Here is a 21200-nt window from a genome sequence, read left to right as displayed (position 1 = left end):
GGCTACTCACCCAGCCGGACGTCGAGTGTATCGGCTACGCGGCGCGCGGTTTGCAGCATCTGAATCGTCAGCGGAGCCAGCAGCTTGATGCCTCCGCCTTTGCCAGTGCGCAGGCGGTACGCATCGTCCAGCCGCTTCCACACCACGAAAAAATGCTCCACAAACCGCAGCATCAGCGCGAGCTGCAGGGCGAAGCGGTCGGCCCGCACGCCCAATGGTGCCAGGGGCGTGAGCAGGCGCTCCAGCACGGCCTGCAAATCGCCGCTGCGGGTGGTGAGCGTGAGCGCAATACTGAGCAAAGAGGCGGCCACCATGCGCAACACGCTCACTAGACCCACTAGCGGCTGTTGCAGAACGGCGTGAAACAGCAGCACCAGCGCAGCCGCAATCCCCAAGGCTTTGAGCAGACGCCCGGCGGGGCGCATGGCGGCTCCGAGCGACACAAACAGAGTGACCGATGCGGCGCACGCCAGACTGAGGGCGACCGGTGTGCTCAGCCAAAACACCCCGGTACTGAGTAGCACCAGCAGCGCGAGCTTCCAGCCGGCGGGCACGGCGTGCAGCCAGGTGCGATGTTCGCTGTACAGGCTGCCCATGGCTCAGGTGACCGTGGCGGTGCGGGCCGCCATGCGGGCGGCGACATCGGCGCGGTAGTCAGCGCACACCGTCACCGGGTGGCCGTCTGCCCGGACCCGGCCTTGCTCGAGCCAGATCACTCGGTCAAAGTCTTGCAGGTGTTCCAGCACATGGGTGGACACAATGACCTGTTGTCCGACCCGGGCCAGATCGCGGTGCAGCAAGGCCTGGCTGGGCAGGTCCAGGCTGGCAAATGGCTCGTCCAGCAAGATGAGCGAGGGCTGGGTCAGCAAAATGGCCAGCCAGCACACATGCTGCCGCTGCCCTTGGCTGAGGCTGCTGATGGCGCGCTCGGCCCAGTCCGGCAAGCCGCGTGTCGCTAGAAAAGCGCGGGCTTGGCCGATGGCTTCGCGCCGGGGCAAGCCGGTAGCTGTCAGGCCGAGCGCGAGCTCTTCTTGAACAGTGGGGAAAACGATCTGGTCGTCCGGGTTCTGAAACATCATGCCCACCAGGTTGGGGCGCTGCGCATTGATGCGGTAGGCCGGCAGCCCTTGCACCGAGACGCTGCCGGTGTACGGTGCCTCCAAGCCGCAGGCCAAGCGGAACAAGCTGCTTTTGCCCGCACCGTTGTCGCCGATGAGGCCGATGCGCGGTTCGTGCAGGTTCAGGGTCAGGTCGTCAAAAACCAGGGTGTTGCCCCGTTTCAGGCCGGCTTGGATGATGCTTAGCAAATGGTGCGCCTTGGGAGTCTGGTGGGGTGGTTTGGGGGAGCCCGTGAATATACCAATGCACCCGCCGAGGGCCATGCGGTTCGCGGTTTAATACGAGTTATGAACACACCCTCCCGCGTCAAGATCATTGATGTAGGCCCGCGTGACGGCCTGCAAAACGAAAAGCAACCGGTACCGGCGGCCATCAAGGTGGAGCTGGTGCACCGCCTGCAGGCGGCCGGGCTGAAAGAGATTGAGGTCACCAGTTTTGTGAGCCCGAAGTGGGTGCCACAAATGGGCGACAACGCGGAGGTCATGGCGGGCGTGCAGCGCCAGGCCGGTGTGCGCTATTCGGTACTCACACCGAACATGAAGGGCTATGAAGCGGCCGTCTCTAGCCGCCCGGATGAGATCGTGGTTTTTGGTGCTGCCAGCGAGGCGTTCAGCCAAAAGAACATCAACTGTTCGATCGAGGAGAGCATCGAGCGCTTCCGCCCGGTGGCCCAGGCCGCTAAAGCGGCAGGCATTGCGGTGCGCGGCGCTATTTCTTGCGCCGTGGGCTGCCCTTATGAGGGCGATATTGCTCCGGAGCGGGTGGCGCTCGTCGCCCGGCTGATGCGCGATATCGGGGTGGAGCACGTGGGCGTGGCAGACACCATCGGCGTGGGCACTCCGGTCCAAGTGCAGCGTGCCCTGGATGCCACTTTGCAGTACTACAGCGTGGATGAGGTGTCCGGCCATTTTCACGATACCTATGGCATGGCTTTGGCCAACACGCTGGCTTCGCTGGAAATGGGCATCTGGCACTTTGACACCTCGGTCGCCGGCTTAGGGGGCTGCCCCTATGCCAAAGGTGCGACCGGCAATGTGGCTTCTGAGGACGTGGTGTACATGCTGCACGGCATGGGCATTGAAACCGGTATCGACCTGGACAAGCTGATCGACGCGGGCCAGTTCATCAGCGACTTTTTGGGGCGCAAACCGCATTCGCGCGCCGCCAACGCCCTGCTGGCCAAGCGCCTGGGCTGAACAACAACATGTGTGGAGCTGAATTGACAGAATTACCCGAAGGCGTGCAGCGCGTAGCGGCGGCATTGCAAGACAAGAACCACCCCCATGCACCGGTCATGCTCGATGGTGCGGCCCGCACCGCGCAGCAGGCGGCCGATGCGTTGGGCGTTGCCGTAGGGCAAATTGCCAAGAGCATCATCTTCAAGCGGGTGGAGGACGATGCCGCTGTGTTGGTGGTGACTTCCGGCGACCGCCGGGTGGACGAGGCCAAAGTGGCAGCCCTGGTGGGCCCGCTGGCGCGTGCGAATGCCGCATTTGTGAAAGAGCGCACAGGCTTTTCGATCGGCGGCGTGAGCCCCGTGGCGCACGCGATGCCAGGCGTCACTCTGATCGACCGCGAGCTGTTCCGCTTCGAGCAGGTGTGGGCGGCAGCGGGGCACCCGCACGGGGTGTTTCAGTTGCAGCCGCAAGATCTGGTGGCGCTGACCGGTGCGCCCGTGGCCGATGTGGTGGAGGTGCCCGAAGACGAGAATGTGCTCGATACCCTGGCGCGTGAAAATGCTATGAAAATGCTAGCTGCTCGCGCAATATCAGTGAGGGCTATGACCGAAAACATTCCAAGTCCCTGTGTGAATGTATGCCGCATGGATACCGGTAGCGGCTTGTGCGAAGGGTGTTTTCGCACCATCGAAGACATCCGCGAATGGGGTAAGAGCGACGACGCTGCCAAAAAAGCCATGTGGGTGCAGATCACCGAGCGCTTACAGCAAACCCACCCCACCGCTTTTGCCTGAGGCACCCCATGAAGCAAATCACGTTTTACCTGGACTTCATTTCCCCTTACGCCTATTTGGCGTTTGAAGAAGTGCCGCGTGCCCTGATGGGGCTCAGCTATAGCGTGCACCACAAGCCGGTGTTTTTGGGTGGTTTGCTAAAGCACAACGCTGTTTTGGGGCCTGCCGAGGTGCCGCCCAAGCGAGAGTGGATTTACCGGCATGTGCAGTGGTTGGCCCGCCAGCAGGGGGTGGCGCTCGACTTTCCGGCCATGCACCCGTTCAACCCCTTGGGTCTACTGCGTTTGGCGATTGCCGCCCACCCCGGAGGCTTGCCCAACCGGTATGTCTGTGAGACTTTGTTCAAACACGTGTGGCAGGGCGGAGCGGATGCTGCAGACCCCGCGCGCTTGCAGGTGCTGACCGAGGCCTTGGTGCCCGCCCGCGCGCCTGCGGACGACAGTGTGAAGGCCCAACTCAAACAGCACAGCGATGAGGCAATTGCCGCGCGGGTCTTCGGTGTGCCGAGTTTTGAGGTGGATGGCCGTGTGTTTTGGGGCCTCGATGCGCTCCCGATGTTGCGAGCCTATCTGGACGGTGATGCCTGGTTCGACGGTCCTGAATGGGATGGCGTGAACGCCATCCCCTCGGGTATTGCGCTGCGGAGCTAAGTCCGCATCCGCCGGCTCAGTAAGGAAACAGCCGGAAGCACAAAATGGCCACCAAGGTGGGGGGAATCGCGCCAAGCAGCAGGCTGAGTGGCGAAATTGCACCCTCGTGGAACGTGGACTTCAAGATAGATGCTCCAGCGGGGTTGGGGGCGTTGGCGATGATGGTGAGACCCCCACCGGTGACAGCGCCGGTGAGTAAGGCGTATTTGAATTCAGGGGTGAGCCCTTCAACCAAAGAGCCCAAATACGTCAACGCGGCGTTGTCAGTGATCGCGGTCAGGGCGGTCGCACCAAAGTACACCGAGGTCGAGTCCATGCTCAACAGCAACGGTTGCAGCCACCATTGCTGCATACCCCCCAGGACAACCAAGCCGCCCAAGAAAAATGCAACCAGCAAGCCCTCGCGCAAAATCAAGCGCTCCTGAAACGCAGGGTAAGCAGTGGCCACCCCCATAAACAACAAAAAGACGGCGATGAAGGCGGCTGGGTGGTGGGCAAACACCACAATCGCAACCAAAAACGCCAGGTGCATGGCTACAGCCCAGCCGGGCACGCCGGTGTACGGCGACTGGGTGGAATACGTCATGGTGCGCAACTCTTTGGAGGATAAGAAGGTGAGCACACTGGCGTTGATAAACACCGCAATCGCCGCTTTCCAGCCGATGTGGGTGAGCATGTAAACGATGTCGAGGTTCCATTTGGCGGCCACCATCAAAACAGGTGGAGCCGCGAAATGGGTCAAGGTGCCGCCGATGGAGATGTTGACAAACAGCACCCCGAGGGCGGCGTATTGCAGACGGCGTGAGGCTTTGGCAAAGACAGTGTCTTTCATCAGGAGTGCTGCCAAAGTCATGGCGGCGGGTTCGGTGATGAAGGAGCCCAGCAAGGGCACGATACCCAGCGCAGTGAAGAAAAACGCCATGGTCCTGTGCATGGGAATCAGGCGAACAATGAGCTGGACCGCAGCAGAAGACACTTGCAAAACCGGCTTGCTGGCGGCCACCACCATGATGGCAAATACAAAAAGCGGCTCTGTGAAGTTGCGGCCATCAAGGTAGGCCATGGCACTAGCAAACCCCTCCATGATGCCCATGAGTGTCATGAAAATCATGGCCCAGACGCCAAACACAATTTCTACCTCTGCCAGCAGGTGCCATACGCCGGCATGTGCCGGGCGGGTATGCGCCAAATGCTCGAAAAACTTGGTTGAGAACGTGTGGATCAATGCCAGCGCGAACAGGCCTGCGGCCACGGCCTGAATGGCAGTCGGGTTCATAGTTATTGGTCTCCTCGGTGTTGTTTGCCTCCGGTTTGCCCAGAGCGCGGCGGATTGTATGCGCGGCATGTTGACACGACGCCAACAGACCTAACCAGCTTCTCGGCCATGCTGACATCCCCGGTGCCTGCAGCAACAGGCGTGACGCCCAAGGTGCAAGAGATCAGAGTACTTTAAATAGCTTTTCTCGAAACTCGGGGAGCCTTTTGGTTCCGATCCCACTGCCTTTCATGGTTTCGACCCATTTGGGATAGACCCGCCGTACATCTTCTGATGTTTTGCAAGCAAAGATGGCCTCCATCAAGGTCAGTCGGGTGTTTTGTTCAAACACCGTGTTGATGGTGTTCATCAAAAAGTTGCGCGCCATTTCGGTCTCTTTGGCTGATCGCGAGCTTGCAGGCGGAAGGTGCGCGAGCTCATCCTGTACAGACTTTGATACCGGTACGGCGTCTTTTACGGCCGCTCCCTTGGCGCCTGCCTCGGGCCTAGCCACCGCAATAGGTTTGATGCACTCCTTTGCTACCAACATCTGGATGATCTCGACGTCTTTGGACGACAGAATCATGCTGGAGAGCTCTTGGAAATTGCGCTTACCGTCTATCAAGATCAATGCCCGACGCGACAAAGGATCAAGCCCAAGACTTTTCGATTGAATTTCACGCTGACCAATCTCCGTTTTGGCAAAGAGGGTGGTGGTCACGTCGTATTCAAGTTGCATGGTTCAAGGCCAACGATGGGAATAGAAATAGGGAGCGCATCTTTTCCGCTGTTTGCGTCGCCGTAAATTCGGGTTAGCCCTTGCAGCTGTCGCTGGGATTACAGGCCAGGTGCGAGGGGCGAGTGGCGTTGAATCAATTTTCATAGGACTTACCCTAGAGTCGGGCCAAGAGTCGTTACGGGCAAGCTAAGCGTAAGTTTCGGAACACAAAGTCCGCTTCGCAATGCCTCCTGCCACGAGTGGGCGGCGTTCAAGAAGCCGGTGCACTGCACCCATTTTTTGATACTTTTCACTCTTCTAAGGAGACACGCCATGTCCCGCGATAAAAGCGCAGACGGCTACTGGAAGGCCACCATCGGACTGCTCACCAAAATCATGATCGTATGGTTTGTGTGCTCGTTCGGTTTGGGCATTTTGTTTGCCGATGCCATTAACGGTATCAAGCTCGGTGGCTATCCACTGGGCTTCTTCTTTGCCCAGCAGGGTTCCATTTACGTGTTCATTGCGCTCATTTTTTACTACGGAAAAAAAATGGGTGACATTGACCGTGAATTTGACGTTCACGAAGAATAAGGAGCCCATTCCATGGATCTTCAAACCACTATCTACATCTTTGTCGGTCTGAGCTTCTCGCTCTACATCGGCATTGCGATCTGGGCCCGTGCAGGGTCTACCTCTGAGTTCTATGCCGCAGGCGGCGCTGTCGGCCCGAAGATGAACGGTATGGCCACCGCAGCCGACTGGATGTCTGCAGCCTCTTTCATTTCCATGGCTGGCCTGATATCCAACATGGGTTACGGCGGCGGTCTGTTCCTGATGGGCTGGACCGGCGGCTATGTGTTGCTGGCGATGTTGCTGGCACCGTACCTGCGCAAGTTCGGCAAGTTCACCGTTCCCCAGTTCATCGGCGATCGCTTTTACTCCAAGAGCGCATCTACGATTGCGGTGATCTGCTTGCTGACAGCGTCCATCACCTACATCATTGGCCAAATGACAGGTGTGGGCGTCGCGTTCTCCCGCTTCTTGGGTGTGAGCAGCGACACAGGCATCTACGTGGGTATGGCGATTGTGTTTGCCTACGCAGTGTTCGGTGGCATGAAGGGCATCACCTACACCCAAGTGGCGCAATACATCGTGCTGATCTTCGCATACACCATCCCTGCGATCTTCATTTCGTTGCAACTCACGGGTAACCCAATTCCCCAGCTGGGCTTGGGTTCTGGTTTTTCCGGCACCGATATGAGCCTGTTGGCAAAGTTGGACCTGGTGGTGACAGATCTTGGTTTCGGTCAGTACACCACGACGACAGCCGGTAGCACATTGAACATGTTCATGTACACCTTGTCGTTGATGATCGGTACCGCTGGCTTGCCTCACGTTATCATGCGATTCTTTACCGTCCCATCCGTGAAGGACGCACGTTCCTCCGCAGGTTGGGCGCTGATTTTCATCGCGATCCTGTACACAACTGCGCCTGCAGTAGCTGCAATGGCCAAGTTGAATCTGCACGGCACTGTGAATACAGCGGTGAAAGCCGGCGGTGACTTGTACGCACCTGAAGCCTCCATCAAGGCAGAAGACCGCCCTGACTGGATGAAGCGCTGGGAAAAAACCGGTCTGCTGAAGTTCACTGACAAAAACGGTGATGGCCGTATCCAGTACTACAACGATGCGACCAAGAACCCTGACGCAAAAGCCAAGGCTGAAGCCGCAGGTTGGAAGGGCAATGAACTGACGGTGAACGCTGACATCATCGTGTTGGCCAACCCTGAAATCGCGTTGCTGCCCAACTGGGTGATTGCGTTGGTGGCGGCGGGCGGTTTGGCTGCGGCGCTGTCTACCGCAGCGGGCTTGCTGATGGCGATTTCTGCGGCTGTATCCCACGACCTGGTGAAGGGCATCTTCGCGCCCGATATCAGTGAAAAGGGTGAGTTGATGACCGGCAAGATCGCCATGGCAATTGCCATCGTGGTCGCGGGCTGGTTGGGCTTGAATCCTCCCGGATTCGCGGCGGGTACTGTGGCTTTGGCGTTCGGTATTGCTGCGTCCTCGCTGTTCCCCGCCATCATGATGGGTATCTTCTCCAAGAAGATGAACAAAGAAGGCGCAATGGCTGGCATGGTGGCAGGCCTGTTGATCACTCTGTTCTATGTGTTTGCTCACAAGGGCATCTTCTTCGTGAAGGGCACAGACTTCTTGCCAATGATCGGCGGCGCCAACAGCTTCTTCGGCATTACGCCTGAAGCCTTCGGTGCAGTGGGTGCGGCAGTGAACTTCATCGTCGCCTTTGTGGTGGCCAAGGTCACGTCGCCAGTGCCGCATCACATCGAAGCAATGGTGGAGGCGGTTCGCGTTCCCCGTGGCTCCTCTGCGGTGACAGGAGCTCACTAATCGCGCAATCGTCGCGACTGTGGAAGCTTATCGGGTCGTGAGACCCGGTTAGGCTCCCAGCAGGCCCTGCAAGCCAAACGGTTTGCAGGGCCTTTTTGTTGAAAGGGTAGGATTTCACTTACCTTTTGGTTGGAGTGTTTCGATGACTTTTGATGTGTCTGTTGCAATGACTTGGGTGCTGTTTCTGGCGCTTTTTCCGATCGCCTTTTTCTGGCTGCGCCGTGCATGGCGTATTCTGGTACGACGTGATTTCTCGGAAGTGGCTATTCGCAGAGGAGTGTCCCCGGCACATCCGGAAAAGTTTGCACCTTATGAGTTCAGCATCAATTTGGTGTGTGGGGTGGTGATCGCGGTCACCATAGGTTTCATCGTGTCTGGTGGCGTCAGTTACGAGGCATGGTCCGCAATTGCTGGAAGCACCATTTGGATCAAGTTTTTCTTGACCTTTGCTTTGGCGCGTTATGCGCACCTACCCCCTGCAAAAAAGAAAACCGCCGCGGGAAAGCTATCCGGAACACCACCCGGAAATTGATCCCGGAGCCCACGTAAGATGAAGGATCGCCGCCTGGCCATCGGTCTTGCTGTCCTTGGGGCTGCAAGCTTCTGTGCCGTGTGGGTGGCGATAGTGGTGGCTTTAGTCACTTCGACGCTAGATGCGGGTGAAGCCGTGCAGTTTCAGCGCGTCGTGCTCGACACCGTGGTGGCGCGTTGGCCGCTACTGTTGTTGGCTGCGGCTCCCTTGATGTTTCTACTAACCGTCGGGGTTCGGTATGCATGGTCTCGTTGGTTGTTGGAGCCTTTGAGAATTGCGGAGGCTTCCCAGGCGCTGCTGATTGCAGGGCAATCGCATTTGGCGGTTCTCGTACGTACCCCAGCGGGTGCCCGGCTTGTCAGCACATTGCAGCAGCTGGCTGAGCAGCGCGACGACCTGCGAAGAGGCGTGGATGAAAATGTCGCTGTTGCAGCTCGGCGGTTGGAGCAAGAGCGCAGCCGGCTGGCAGCGCTGATGTCCGAGCTTTCGCAAAGTGTGGTCGTGTGCAATCGGGAAGGCCGGGTCATTCTGTACAACCGCAAAGCGCGTGCGCAATTCATGTTCTTTTCAGGGGTTCCCGGAGCTACGCGGGGGTCGGAACTGCTGGGGATCGGGCGTTCCATTTTTTCCTTCTTTAATGAGCATCTGATTGCGCATGCTGTCGAGCGGCTGGAGCATGGTGCTCGCTGCACCAGTGAATCCGGTACCACCCAATTCGTGACTTCTATGCAGTGCGGCCAGCTGGTGCGGGTGCAGGTCGCGCCGGTGTGGCTTCGTTCTGATCCTCTGGGTGATGCCGGTGATGCGCCTGCGGAGCTTGCTGGCTATGTGCTCATGTTAGACAACATTACCCAAACCTTTGAGTACGACACGCGTCGAGATCGGCAGGTACTCCATTGGTTGCAGTCTGCGCGGGGGGCGATCGGTCACTTGCGCCACTTGACTACTTCCGAGGCCATCACAGACAACAAGGCGGCGCTACAGGCGGGGGTAGAGTCCCTGCATCGACTGCTAGGCGAGGCTTATTCCGATTTGGCGATCCATACGCCCAACCGCTGGCCTTTGGAAGTGGTTTCTGCAAGTGATTGGGTTCGGCTTGCTGCTCACCGCTTGGGACAGGCCGACTACTTGCGCATCACCCCCGAGTTGCCTACCGAACCGTTTTGGTTGCAAGTGGACAGCTACGGTCTTTTGCAGCTGGTTGTGTCATTGGTGCAGCGCTTGCATGCAGACTACCAAGTTCGCTACCTGCGGCTCAGGGTACTGGCTTCGGGGGATAGAGCCTATTTGGATCTGGTATGGCCGGGTTTGCCCTTGAGCACTGAAACGGTCATGACCTGGGAAATGGATGCAATGCGGGTTGACGGGCTCGACTTGCCTCTGTCGGTCCGCGATGTATTGAACCGTCATGGCGGCCAACTATGGTTCCAACGCGACCGCCCCCGTGATGAGGTTTTTTTTCGCATTGATCTGCCACTGGCTCCTCAACAAAACTGGCCTCAGCAGGCTGATGCGCGCGGCATAGATGTCAAGGGGAACCGACCAGAGTTTTATGACTTTGACTTGTTTCAGCAGGGCACCCACACCAATGTGTTCGATGATGAACCCTTAACGCAGCTCGCCTTCACGGTGTTCGATACGGAGACTACAGGTCTTAACCCCCGGGAAGGGGACGAAATCATCCAGATCGGGGCTACACGTATTGTCAATATGAAGGTGTTGACGGAAGAGTGTTTCGATCAGCTAGTGGACCCGCAGCGCTCGATCCCGGCTCGTAGCACCCTGATTCATGGGATCACCCAAGACATGGTGGCCGATCAGCCCACACTGACCCAAGTTTTACCTGCATTCCATAGTTTCGCCCGGGACAGCGTACTGGTCGGGCACAACGTGGCGTTCGATTTGCGGTTTATAGAGATCAAATCGGGTGCGCTGGGTATCCGGTTTGACCATCCCGTGCTGGATACCCTGCTCCTCGCCTCTGTGCTGTATCCGACTCAAGAGTCCAACCGTTTGGAGGCGTTGGCGGAGCGCTTCGGCCTGGCGAACCACCAACGTCACAGCGCACTCGGGGATGCGATGGTGACAGCAGAGTTATTTGCGCTCTTCATTCCGCTCTTGGCCGCAAAGGGGATTCATACCCTCCGGCAGGCGCGAGAGGCGTCCCAAGCGACCTACCTTGCTCGCCTGAAGTATTAGCATGGACGGGGCCGCAGCTCAGCCGTGTCCGCCGTAGCGCTGCTCCAAAACGTTTTGGAGTCCCTTCACGACATGGAAGGCCTCTTTCAGAAAGCTACGCTCCAAGTGGGACAGTTCATGCAGCGAGAGGTGGTTGTTGGGGGCTTGTCCCGCAGCCAGAAGCCGTGCTTGGTGATGGACCCGTAAACTGGTGATCATCTCAAGGGCGTCGCGCAAGTCGCGCGATTTATCCGGACTGATTTCCAGCCCTTGGCTTGCGAGGGATAGTCTCTCATCCGTATTCACTGCGTGCACGCCACCCGCGAGGGCATAAACCCGTGCCAGATCAATGATGGGCACCGTGCCCGAGTGCTTAAGGTCAATCGTGCGTGGAAAGTCGTTGCTGCGGCTCAGAACTAGCTGCCCGAAAAGACCGAGGGGCGGTTGATGCTTCAACGCATTGCCCACCATATGCGACAAAAACAGGCTGTTTTTACGGGTCGAGTCGAGGACTGTGCTTCGGAGACTTTGCAGCAACGAATGATCGCCGTAAATGGCGCGAATATCAAAGAACACGCAGGCCCACATGAGAGCAAGTGGCTCCGGGGTGTAGATCCAGCGCTCAAAGTAAGCGCGCCACTGGTGGAGTGGCTGACACCAATGAGGTGTCATCGCCATGATGCCCCCCGGACAGTGCACATAGCCGCAAGCATGGAGGCCATCGCAAACCCATGTTGCGAGCTCTTTGAAATAGCTTCCGTGTTCCTCGACGGAGTAGCTGTCGTCCAGCAAGAGGCAGTTGTCTTGGTCCGTTTTGGTGTTCTGTTCTGAGCGTGCCTGTGATCCGGCTGCTACCCAGACATACGGCACCGGAGCCGGCCCGAAACGGGCATGGGCAAGCTCCAACAGTCGCCGGGTGAGCGCGTCAGTGATGGATGTCACCATTTTCCCGATACTCAGGCCGCTGGCACTTTGACCGACCAGATGCTGCTGAAGTTGCCCCACGCCAGCCACCACCGCTTGCAGTCCCTCCACGCTGGATTGCGCCTGGATGTTCTTCACCAGTAACTCCGCAGACGCTTGGCGGTTCGCATACAGATCGCCGGCACTCAACACGCCAATAGGTATTCCACCATCCATGAGCGGAATGTGGTGAATATGGTGCTCTGCCATGAGCATCAGTGCGTCAAAACCACTATCAAGGCCCTGCAGGGTTTTGGGATGCTGGGTCGCAATCTGGCTCACCGGCTGGTGGATATCCAAGCCGGTAGCGACCACCCGATTGCGAAGATCTTTGTCCGTCACTATTCCAAAAAGGGATGCCTCATGCATGACCAGGATCGAAGACACCCGCTGGGCCTCCATGCGCAGCGCAGCCTCTTGGATCGAGGCATCATGAGGAATCGTGATCGGCACTTCCTGCCGGAGCAATGTGTGCAAAGGGGACGATAACCACCCTTGCTGTGCGGTAGTGGCGAGCGACCCGGTGCTATCGAGGGTCCGGTGGGAGAGGTAAAAGTCTAGCGCCGGGCTGTTGTGGCACAGCGCATCCACTTCGCGGGCTGGCCATCGGATCCAGCTGCTGGTGGTCAGCGCGGTAATTGCCCATGCTGCGCCATGGGTGTTGGAGCAGGTGCCATACCCGACCAGATTTTCCGGCTGGAGCCTCAGAGTGAGCTCTTGGTCGTCATCCTGCAACTGGGCATTGCCGCTCAGCAGCAAAAACAAATACTCGCTTTGCGCAGCGGCATCAGCCAGTTGGTCACCTGCAGCTGTCTGCACAAACACGCCGGTCTGACTCAGTCGCACCAAGCTCGAAGCCTCGGCTTGAGAAAAAGCGTAGTGGCTTTTGAGTCGCATCAAGAGAGTGCCTGCGTCCATGGTGTGACCTTCGTCGTGGGTGGTGCGCTCAATGTACCGTGTTGGCGGGCAGGTGCGCGTCAGATATCCGTCAGTAGCTCTTGTGATAGTCGGGGGCTGGTCATACCCCTCACCCAAGATGCAGCGTTCAGACCCGGCAAGCACCATGGCATCAGTCAAATCTACCCCGATGTCTGGGGAAGATAGGCGAGTCATCTTCGCCTCATCGCTCGGGACGATTTTTGAGTGGTACGACTTCTACCTCTACGGGGCACTTGCCGCCATCATCGGCGAGCAGTTTTTCAGCGCGTTGGATGAAAGCTCGGCCTTCATCTTCGCCTTGCTGGCTTTCTCTGCCGGATTTGTCGTCCGACCGTTTGGTGCGCTGGTTTTCGGACGTCTGGGCGTTTTGGTCGGCCGCAAATCTACATTCTTGATCACGATCGTGATCATGGGCCTCTCCACGTTTATTGTGGGCATCCTCCCCGGCTATGCGTCTATTGGGGTTGCGGCGCCTGTTATCTTGATTGGGCTGCGCTTGATGCAAGGTCTTGCCATGGGCGGGGAGTATGGTGGCGCAGTGATTTATGTGGCAGAGCATGCGCCGCGCAACCGGCGGGGAGTGTTCACCGCTTGGATCCAAACAACAGCCTCGCTCGGCCTGCTGCTTGCGCTTGTGGTGATCTGGGGTACCCGCTCTTTGATGGGGGAGGCGCTCTTTGCCGACTGGGGGTGGCGGATCCCTTTTCTTGCGTCCATCCTGATGCTGGGTATCACGATATACATACGAATCGGTTTGGGCGAATCCCCTGTGTTTACACAGATGAAGGCCCGTGGCGCGGGCTCCAAGGCCCCGGTGGCAGAGGCGTTTGGCAGATGGAGCAATCTTAAAAAAGTGTTGGTAGCACTATTTGGCCTCACCGCCGGCCAAGCTGTCATCTGGTACACCGGACACTTCTACGCACTTTTCTTTTTGACGCAGTCGCTGGGTGTGGATGAGGCCACTGCCATCGTGCTGATGGCGGTCTCACTGGCGCTGGGGAGTCCGTTTTTCGTTGTGTTCGGCGCACTTTCCGACCGTGTAGGTCGCAAACCCATCATCCTCGCGGGCTGTTTACTCGCAACCTTTACGTATATGCCGGTGTTTGACGCGCTTACCCAAGCCGCAAATCCCGCCCTGCACGCCGCCCAAAGAAGCGCAAAGGTCACCATTTATGCGGATCCGTCGGAGTGCTCGTTTCAGTTCAATCTGACAGATGCTCAAAAGTTTGCGTCAAGTTGTGACATTGCCAAGCGGCGTTTGGCCAGCGCCTCCGTGTCGTATAGCCATATCGCGCTCTCAAGCGGTGCGCCGTCGCTTGTGACGGTGGGCTCCACCGTTGTCAAAGTGAAGCATGATCCGCAGGATATTTCGATTGCAAAGGCAGAGGCGGTAGCCAGACTCCAGAGAACGGGCAAGGTAGCGCCGGTCGACGCGCAGTCCAAGCAAGACGATGCTTTTTTGGCACTCAGCAATGAAAGCGCAGCTTCGACAGCGCTGTTTCACATCAAACTCGCGCAAGCCCTGCGGGAGGCCGGATATCCGGAGAAGGCCGACATGCAGGCCTTGAGCAAATTCAAGGTGGTGCTGATCCTGACCTATCTGGTTTTGCTGGTCACAATGGTCTACGGACCTATGGCTGCGATGCTCGTCGAGCTTTTTCCGACGCGTATCCGCTACACCTCGATGAGTCTGCCGTACCACATCGGCAACGGGTGGTTCGGTGGCTTATTGCCCGCCACCGTGTTCGCCATCGTGGCTGAGACCGGTAATTCATACAGCGGTCTGTGGTACCCCATCGCGGTGGCGGGTGCAACGGTCGTCGTTGGCGCGATCCTGTTGCGCGAAACCAAAGATGTGGACCTCGGTGTGGGGCGGTGAGGGGGCTGACACACGAATTGGCAGCTCCGGTTGTGCGAAAGCCTGCCTTGAAAGGGTAAAGCCACAGGCCCCCCGTAGGGCGGGCAAAGCTCCCTAGAATGTCTCTCCCCACCTAGAGAGCATTCACCATGACCCAGGGCACCATCCGCATTCGCGGAGCGCGACAGCACAATCTCAAGAACCTCGATCTGGACATCCGCACGGGTGAATTGACCGTGGTCACCGGGCCCAGCGGGTCAGGCAAGTCCAGCCTGGTGTTTGACACGCTGTACGCAGAAGGGCAGCGCCGCTACGTGGAAACCTTCAGCGCCTATGCGCGCCAGTTTCTGGACCGCATGGACAAACCGGCCGTCGACAAGGTGGAGGGCGTGCCCCCTGCGATTGCGATTGACCAGACCAATCCGGTGCGCTCGAGCCGCTCCACCGTGGGCACGATGACGGAGCTCAACGACCACCTCAAGCTCTTGTGTTCCCGCGCGGGCAGCCTGTTTGATAAAGACACGGCGCTACCCGTGCAGCACGACACCCCCGAGACCATTTACACCACGCTGTTGCAGCGCGCAGCGGCTGAAGGCAACCCGCGCCTTGTGCTGACTTTCCCGGTGGAGTTGCCGGGCAACGCTACCCCCGACGAAGTGACCCAGTGGCTGAGTGCCAGTGGGTTCACCCGCGTGCAGGCGGAGCGCGAGGTGTCCACCGTCAATGGCGTGCGCAAAGTGCTGGATGTGGTGGCAGACCGCTTCCGCATCGATGGGGTGGAAAAGGCGCGTGTGCTGGAGGCTATCGAGACATCCTTGAAGCGCGGCAGCGGGCGTTTGAATGCTTATGTATTAAAAGAGGCGGTAGCCTTGGTAGAGTCTGCGCAAGTAGCTCCTGAAATCATAGTAAACACAGCGCCTGAGATCTGGCGCTTCTCGACCGGTCTGCATTGCCCGCAAAGCGATATCCGCTACACCGACCCGATTGCGTCGATGTTCAGCTTCAACTCGGCCGTGGGCGCTTGCGATGCCTGCCGCGGCTTCGGGCGCGTGGTGGGGGTGGACTATGGGCTGGTCATCCCCAACGACAAGCTCACGCTGCGCGCGGGTGCGGTCAAACCGATGCAGACGCCTGCCTGGCAAGAGTGCCAGGACGACTTGATGCGCCACGCCGAGGCCAGTGGCATCCCGCGCGATACGCCCTGGTACAAGCTGACGCAGGAGCAAAAAAACTGGGTGCTCAAGGGCTCCCCGAACTGGAATGGCAAGTGGAGCCAGCACTGGTTCGGTGTGGACCGCTTTTTTGAGTATCTGGAGACCAAGGCCTACAAGATGCACATCCGCGTGCTCTTGTCCAAATACCGCAGCTACACCACCTGCCCGACTTGCAATGGATCCCGCCTTAAAACCGAGAGCCTGCTGTGGCGCATTGGCACCAAAGAGCAGGCCGATATGGCGCTGGACCCTGCCAAGCGCTTCATGCCCAAGGGTGTGAAATGGTCGCGTGAGCAACTAGAGGCGTTGCCCGGCTTGTCACTGCACGATTTCATGTTGATGCCGCTGGACCGGCTCAAGCGGTTTTTTGATGCGTTGCAATCCGATTTGGGCATCTTTGGGGGGGGGGAGTCAGGTGTACCGGCAGTGGCCTCATCAACTCGCTTTGCGAGTAGCAAATCGGCCCCTTCCGGCACCCCAGACTCCGCTTCGCGCTCGGAGGATGTCGCGCCGGAGAAGGCCGCTCCTACAGCGTCTGAGGCCGAACACAAAACGCTCAAGCTCCTGTTTGAAGAGGTGGGCACCCGCCTCAAGTACCTGTGCGACGTGGGCATTGGCTACCTCACCCTAGACCGCCAGAGCCGCACGCTCAGTGGCGGCGAGGTGCAGCGTATCAACCTCACCACGGCCTTGGGCACCTCGTTGGTCAACACCTTGTTTGTGCTGGACGAGCCCAGCATCGGCCTACACCCGCGCGACATGAACCGCATCATCGTGGCCATGCAGCGCCTGCGCGACGCAGGCAACACCCTGGTGGTGGTGGAGCACGACCCGGCAGTGATGCTGGCAGCCGACCGCATGATCGACATGGGCCCCGGCCCGGGTGAGAAGGGCGGCCAGATCGTATTTGACGGTACCACCGAGGCTCTCAAGGGCGCAGACACCATGACCGGCGCCTACCTGGGCGGCCGCAAGCAGGTGGGCATGGGCTTCAAGCGCATGGTCGCACCCAACCACCCGCGTCTGATTCTGGAAGGTGTCACCGAGCACAACCTCAAAAATGTGTCGGTCGAGATTCCTCTGCAGCGCTTGGTGTGCGTGACCGGTGTTTCGGGCTCCGGCAAGTCCACGCTGATTCAGGATGTGCTGGCTCCCGCTTTGTTGCGCCACTTCGGCAAAGCGACCGAAACACCGGGCGCCCACACCAGCCTGCTGGGGGCAGAGCAGCTCAGCGACATGGTGTTTGTGGATCAGTCGCCTATCGGTAAAACCGCACGCTCCAACCCGGTGAGCTATGTGGGCGCGTGGGACGCGATTCGCGAGTTGTTTGCGGGCGCTGCCTTGTCCAAGGAGCGCAGCTACACCGCGGCCAAATTCAGCTTCAACAGCGGTGATGGTCGTTGCCCTACCTGCGGTGGATCGGGCTTTGAGCATGTGGAAATGCAGTTCCTGAGTGACGTGTATTTGCGTTGCCCGGACTGCGATGGCAAGCGTTACCGTCTCGAAATTCTGGAGGTGACGATTGAGCGCAAGGGCCGCCAAGTGAATGTGGCTGATGTGCTCGGGCTCACCGTCAGCGAGGCGGCGGACTTGTTTAGCGCCGACCGCGAAGTCATTCGCGTGCTGCAACCCATCGTGGATGTGGGGTTGGAGTATGTGAAGTTGGGCCAACCGGTGCCCACACTCTCGGGTGGTGAGGCGCAGCGCCTCAAGCTGGCAGGCTTTCTGGCCGAAGCGGCCAAGAGCGCCAGTTCCAGCCGTCAACTGCTGGCGCGCAAGGGCTCGCTCTTTATGCTGGACGAGCCGACTACCGGGCTGCACTTTGAAGACATTGCCAAACTGATGCGCGCTTTGCGCAAGCTGCTGGACGCCGGCCATTCGCTGGTGGTGATTGAGCACAACCTCGATGTGATTCGTGCGTCCGACTGGCTGATCGATCTGGGGCCCGAGGGTGGTGATGCGGGTGGGCAAGTCGTTGCGGTGGGGACCCCGGAAGAGGTCATGCTGCATGCCACCTCTCATACTGGCCAGGCCTTGCGCGACTACGCCGCCGCGATGGGAGTGATTCATGAAGTGGCGGAGCCTAGCGCCAAGTACTTGGTGGGAGCTGCGGCTGCCTCGGGGGCTGCGGCGGATGGGCTTGCGCCCATGGCCTCATCTACTCGCTCCGCGATTAGCAAATCGGCCCCGGGCGCAAGCCCATCCACCTCCGGTGCTGGGGGGGGCGATACGTCGAACTCCATACGGATCGTCAATGCCAAGGAGCACAACCTCAAGTCCTTGTCGGTAGATATTCCACGCGGCAAGTTCAGCGTGGTGACCGGTGTGTCCGGGTCCGGCAAATCGACGCTGGCGTTTGACATTCTGTTCAACGAGGGCCAGCGGCGTTACCTCGAATCTTTGAACGCTTATGTGCGCTCCATCGTGCAACCTGCAGGTCGCCCCGAGGTGGATGCGGTGTATGGCATACCGCCCACGGTGGCGATTGAGCAGCGCCTCTCGCGCGGGGGGCGCAAATCCACGGTGGGTACCACCACTGAGGTATGGCACTTTTTGCGCTTGCTGTACGTCAAGCTGGGAACCCAGCATTGCTTTAAAGACGGCGCGGCGGTCGAGCCGCAGTCGGCGGACAGCATTGCGGCCCAGTTGCTCAAGAACTACCGGGGTCAGCACATCGGGCTGCTGGCGCCGCTGGTGCAGGGGCGCAAGGGCGTGTACACCGAGCTGGCGGATTGGGCGCGACCCAAGGGCTTCACCCATTTGCGGGTGGACGGCAACTTCTTGCCCACCAGCGGCTTCCCCCGGATTGATCGCTTCAAGGAGCACAACATTGAGTTGCCAGTAGCCAGCCTGGACGTGACCCCGGCCAACGAGTCCGCGCTACGCACTGCGCTGGCTGACGCGCTCACCCACGGCAAGGGCTTGGTCTACGTGCTGAGCGATATTGGCAGCTTGCGTGAGGTGATGGCAGCAGGCGAGTCTGCGGCTGGTGTTGGCAAGGTGCAGGTGTTTTCCACCAAGCGCGCTTGCCCGGTGTGCGCGACGTCTTATGCCGAGCTGGACCCGCGCTTGTTTTCGTACAACAGCAAACACGGCTGGTGCCCCGACTGCGTGGGCACGGGCGTGGCGCTCACCAAAGAGCAGCGCAAGGTGTTTGACGACTCGGTCAAGGATGACGACAACAAGGGCCGCGAGCAGACTTTTGCCGAGGCCGACATTGAAGACCTGCATGACAAGGCCTGCCCCACCTGCAGTGGCACGCGCTTGAATGCCACTGCGCGCAACGTCAAGTTCGCGGGCGTGGGCATTACCGACATTGCGCGCCTCTCGGTGACCGATGTGCGTCAGTGGGTGCAAACCTTGCAAGTGGCTGGTGGCATGACGACCCGTGAGGGCGACATTGCTCGCGACCTGGTGCCCGAAATCCGCAGCCGCCTGGAGTTTTTGGAAGAGGTGGGCTTGGGTTACCTCACCTTGGACCGTGGTGCGCCCACGCTCAGCGGCGGCGAGGCGCAGCGTATCCGCTTGGCAGCGCAGTTGGGCAGCAACTTGCAAGGTGTTTGCTATGTGCTGGATGAGCCCACCATCGGCCTGCATGCACGCGACAACAAGATTCTTCTGGGTGCGCTGCAGAGTTTGAGCGACAAGGGCAACACGCTAGTGGTGGTGGAGCACGACGAAGACACCATCCGCCATGCCGATCACATCATCGACATCGGGCCGAGTGCGGGCAAGCGCGGTGGGCGGTTGGTGGCACAGGGTTCTATTGCCGATGTGCAGAACGCTCTCGAGTCACAGACAGGGCGGTATTTGTTGCATGCGATGAAGCATCCTTTGGCATTGCGGCGTGGAATGGTCAGTCATGCAGAGACATTGGTGCTCGACGCGGCGGAGGCGCTTACGCCGGGCGCCTCATACGCTCCCGCTGCGAGCTCGAAATCGGCTTCCGGCGTGAGCACCTCCACCGCGAGTGCTGGCGCCAAACCGGCCAAAAAACTCAGTGCCAAAGCGCAGAAGGCCGCTGTGGAGGCCGCCCGCATTCTGGACAGTGCAGCCGCCAATACGGAACTCGCTGAACGCACCAAAGTAGCCGCCGAATACGCCGCCTTGGCTGATCGCCGCACCGCCCAAATGTCTGTCGCAGTCGCGGGTAGCCCGGCAGCGGGTGACGATTTGGCAGTTGCGCAGCAAATGCATGAGGAGTCCGTTGCCGGGCTACCCGTGGCGAGCTCAGCAGACACAACAGCGTACAAGCCAAAAATCGACTGGCTCACAGTAACCAACGCCACCATGCACAACCTGCAAAGCGTCACCGCCCATGTGCCACTCAAGCGCCTGGTGGCTATCACCGGCGTCAGTGGCTCCGGTAAGTCCACCCTGGCGCGCGACGTGTTGCTGGCCAACGTGCAAACCGCCGTGCAAAAGCGCGGCACCAAAGCGGGCCGCGATGCGCTCGACGCGGGCGAGAAGATTGACTGGCTGGGCTGCGAAGGCGTAACCGGCTATGAATCCATAGACCGCGTGCTCGAAGTGGACCAAACCCCTATCGGCAAAACACCGCGTAGTTGCCCGGCGACCTATATTGGCTTTTGGGACACCATCCGCAAACTATTTGCTGACACGCTCGAAGCCCAAGCCCGTGGCTACGCGTCCAACCGCTTCAGCTTCAACACCGGCGAAGGCCGTTGCCCCGGCTGCGAAGGGCAGGGCATGCGCACCATCGGCATGAGCTTCTTGCCCGATGTGAAAGTGGTGTGCGAAACCTGCAAGGGCGCACGCTTCAACCCCGAGACGCTGGCGGTGACGTGGCGCGGCAAAAACATCGGCGATGTGTTGCAAATGGAAGTGGACGAGGCGGTCGACTTCTTCGCTGCCATGCCCGTCATCGCCTACCCGCTGCAACTGCTCAAAGACGTGGGCCTGGGCTATCTCACGCTGGGCCAGCCTTCCCCCACATTGAGCGGTGGCGAGGCACAGCGCATCAAGCTGGTGACCGAGCTGGCGAAGGTTCGCGACGACGTCGGCAAGCGCGGCAACAAGGTGCCGCACACGCTCTACGTGCTGGACGAGCCCACCGTGGGCCTGCACATGGCCGACGTCGAAAAGCTCATCCATGTGCTGCACCGCTTGGTCAACGGCGGCCATAGCGTGGTGGTGATTGAGCATGACTTGGATGTGATCGCTGAAGCTGACTGGGTGCTGGACCTTGGCCCCGAAGGCGGCAATGGTGGTGGTCGCGTGGTGGCTGCCACCACGCCGGAAGACGTGGTCAAGCTGGGTACCCACACGGGCAAGGCGTTGGAGGCAGTGCTGGCGAGGTGAGGGGTACGGCTGAAATAAACCGAAACAAACCGCAACCGCCTTGACACCCTGTGTCAGGCTTCCGGCGG

Annotated in this window: 13 protein-coding genes and 1 pseudogene; 9 read left to right on the top strand and 5 right to left on the bottom strand. The window is 59.4% G+C overall.

Annotated elements, in window-relative coordinates:
* Nucleotides 1–2: 2 nt before the first annotated feature.
* Both U5L73_RS16950 and U5L73_RS16945 read right to left on the bottom strand, forming a co-directional pair.
* A complete protein-coding gene (locus U5L73_RS16950) occupies nucleotides 3–596 on the bottom strand; it encodes an energy-coupling factor transporter transmembrane protein EcfT (RefSeq protein ID WP_322563434.1) in 594 nt (197 codons plus the stop codon).
* 3 nt (nucleotides 597–599) lie between these two features.
* Nucleotides 600–1382 (bottom strand): energy-coupling factor ABC transporter ATP-binding protein, encoded by a 783-nt coding sequence (locus U5L73_RS16945; RefSeq protein WP_416221325.1) that lies wholly within the window; start codon nucleotides 1380–1382, stop codon nucleotides 600–602.
* 24 nt (nucleotides 1383–1406) lie between these two features.
* Between U5L73_RS16945 and U5L73_RS16940 the strand changes: the two genes are divergently transcribed.
* Genes U5L73_RS16940 through U5L73_RS16930 form a run of 3 tightly spaced genes read left to right on the top strand, consistent with a single transcriptional unit; the run spans nucleotide 1407 to nucleotide 3741 of the window.
* Nucleotides 1407–2315 (top strand): hydroxymethylglutaryl-CoA lyase, encoded by a 909-nt coding sequence (locus U5L73_RS16940; protein WP_322563432.1) that lies wholly within the window; start codon nucleotides 1407–1409, stop codon nucleotides 2313–2315.
* A gap of 23 nt (nucleotides 2316–2338) precedes the next feature.
* A complete protein-coding gene (locus tag U5L73_RS16935; protein WP_322563431.1) occupies nucleotides 2339–3091 on the top strand; it encodes a YbaK/EbsC family protein in 753 nt (250 codons plus the stop codon).
* Nucleotides 3092–3099: 8 nt separating this feature from the next.
* Nucleotides 3100–3741 (top strand): 2-hydroxychromene-2-carboxylate isomerase, encoded by a 642-nt coding sequence (locus U5L73_RS16930; RefSeq protein ID WP_322563430.1) that lies wholly within the window; start codon nucleotides 3100–3102, stop codon nucleotides 3739–3741.
* 16 nt (nucleotides 3742–3757) lie between these two features.
* On the opposite strand, the gene U5L73_RS16925 is transcribed toward U5L73_RS16930, so the two are convergent.
* Nucleotides 3758–5017, bottom strand: coding sequence for a putative Na+/H+ antiporter (locus U5L73_RS16925; protein WP_322563429.1), 1260 nt, complete (start codon nucleotides 5015–5017; stop codon nucleotides 3758–3760).
* 163 nt (nucleotides 5018–5180) lie between these two features.
* Entirely contained in the window at nucleotides 5181–5735 is a 555-nt protein-coding gene (locus U5L73_RS16920; RefSeq protein ID WP_322563428.1) for a hypothetical protein, read from the bottom strand.
* A gap of 312 nt (nucleotides 5736–6047) precedes the next feature.
* Between U5L73_RS16920 and U5L73_RS16915 the strand changes: the two genes are divergently transcribed.
* The 4 genes from U5L73_RS16915 to U5L73_RS16900 all read left to right on the top strand — a co-directional run bounded on the left by U5L73_RS16915 (nucleotide 6048) and on the right by U5L73_RS16900 (nucleotide 10857).
* The gene (locus U5L73_RS16915; protein WP_322563427.1) at nucleotides 6048–6308 is read left to right on the top strand and encodes a DUF4212 domain-containing protein; all 261 of its coding nucleotides are present in this window, start codon (nucleotides 6048–6050) and stop codon (nucleotides 6306–6308) included.
* Between the two features lie 12 nt (nucleotides 6309–6320).
* Entirely contained in the window at nucleotides 6321–8126 is a 1806-nt protein-coding gene (locus U5L73_RS16910) for a sodium:solute symporter family protein (RefSeq protein WP_322563426.1), read from the top strand.
* Between the two features lie 142 nt (nucleotides 8127–8268).
* Nucleotides 8269–8658 (top strand): hypothetical protein, encoded by a 390-nt coding sequence (locus tag U5L73_RS16905; protein ID WP_322563425.1) that lies wholly within the window; start codon nucleotides 8269–8271, stop codon nucleotides 8656–8658.
* Nucleotides 8659–8676: 18 nt separating this feature from the next.
* Complete coding sequence (locus U5L73_RS16900) at nucleotides 8677–10857, top strand: exonuclease domain-containing protein (RefSeq protein WP_322563424.1); 2181 nt, start codon at nucleotides 8677–8679, stop codon at nucleotides 10855–10857.
* A gap of 18 nt (nucleotides 10858–10875) precedes the next feature.
* Here U5L73_RS16900 and U5L73_RS16895 read toward each other — a convergent pair whose 3' ends face one another.
* Nucleotides 10876–12717, bottom strand: a complete 1842-nt coding sequence (locus U5L73_RS16895) for a DUF294 nucleotidyltransferase-like domain-containing protein (RefSeq protein WP_322563423.1) — start codon at nucleotides 12715–12717, stop codon at nucleotides 10876–10878.
* 31 nt (nucleotides 12718–12748) lie between these two features.
* Between U5L73_RS16895 and U5L73_RS17325 the strand changes: the two are divergent.
* Nucleotides 12749–13807, top strand: a pseudogene (locus tag U5L73_RS17325) (MFS transporter); the annotation flags it as partial.
* Nucleotides 13808–14745: 938 nt separating this feature from the next.
* Nucleotides 14746–21132, top strand: coding sequence for an excinuclease ABC subunit UvrA (gene uvrA, locus U5L73_RS16885; RefSeq protein ID WP_322563421.1), 6387 nt, complete (start codon nucleotides 14746–14748; stop codon nucleotides 21130–21132).
* Nucleotides 21133–21200 lie beyond the last annotated feature (68 nt).

The sequence above is a fragment of the Rhodoferax sp. genome (genome assembly GCF_034520025.1).
Classification (GTDB): Bacteria; Pseudomonadota; Gammaproteobacteria; order Burkholderiales; family Burkholderiaceae_C; genus Allorhodoferax.
The sequence above is the reverse complement of the archived record's forward strand: the minus strand, read 5'-3'. Positions and strand labels throughout refer to the sequence as shown.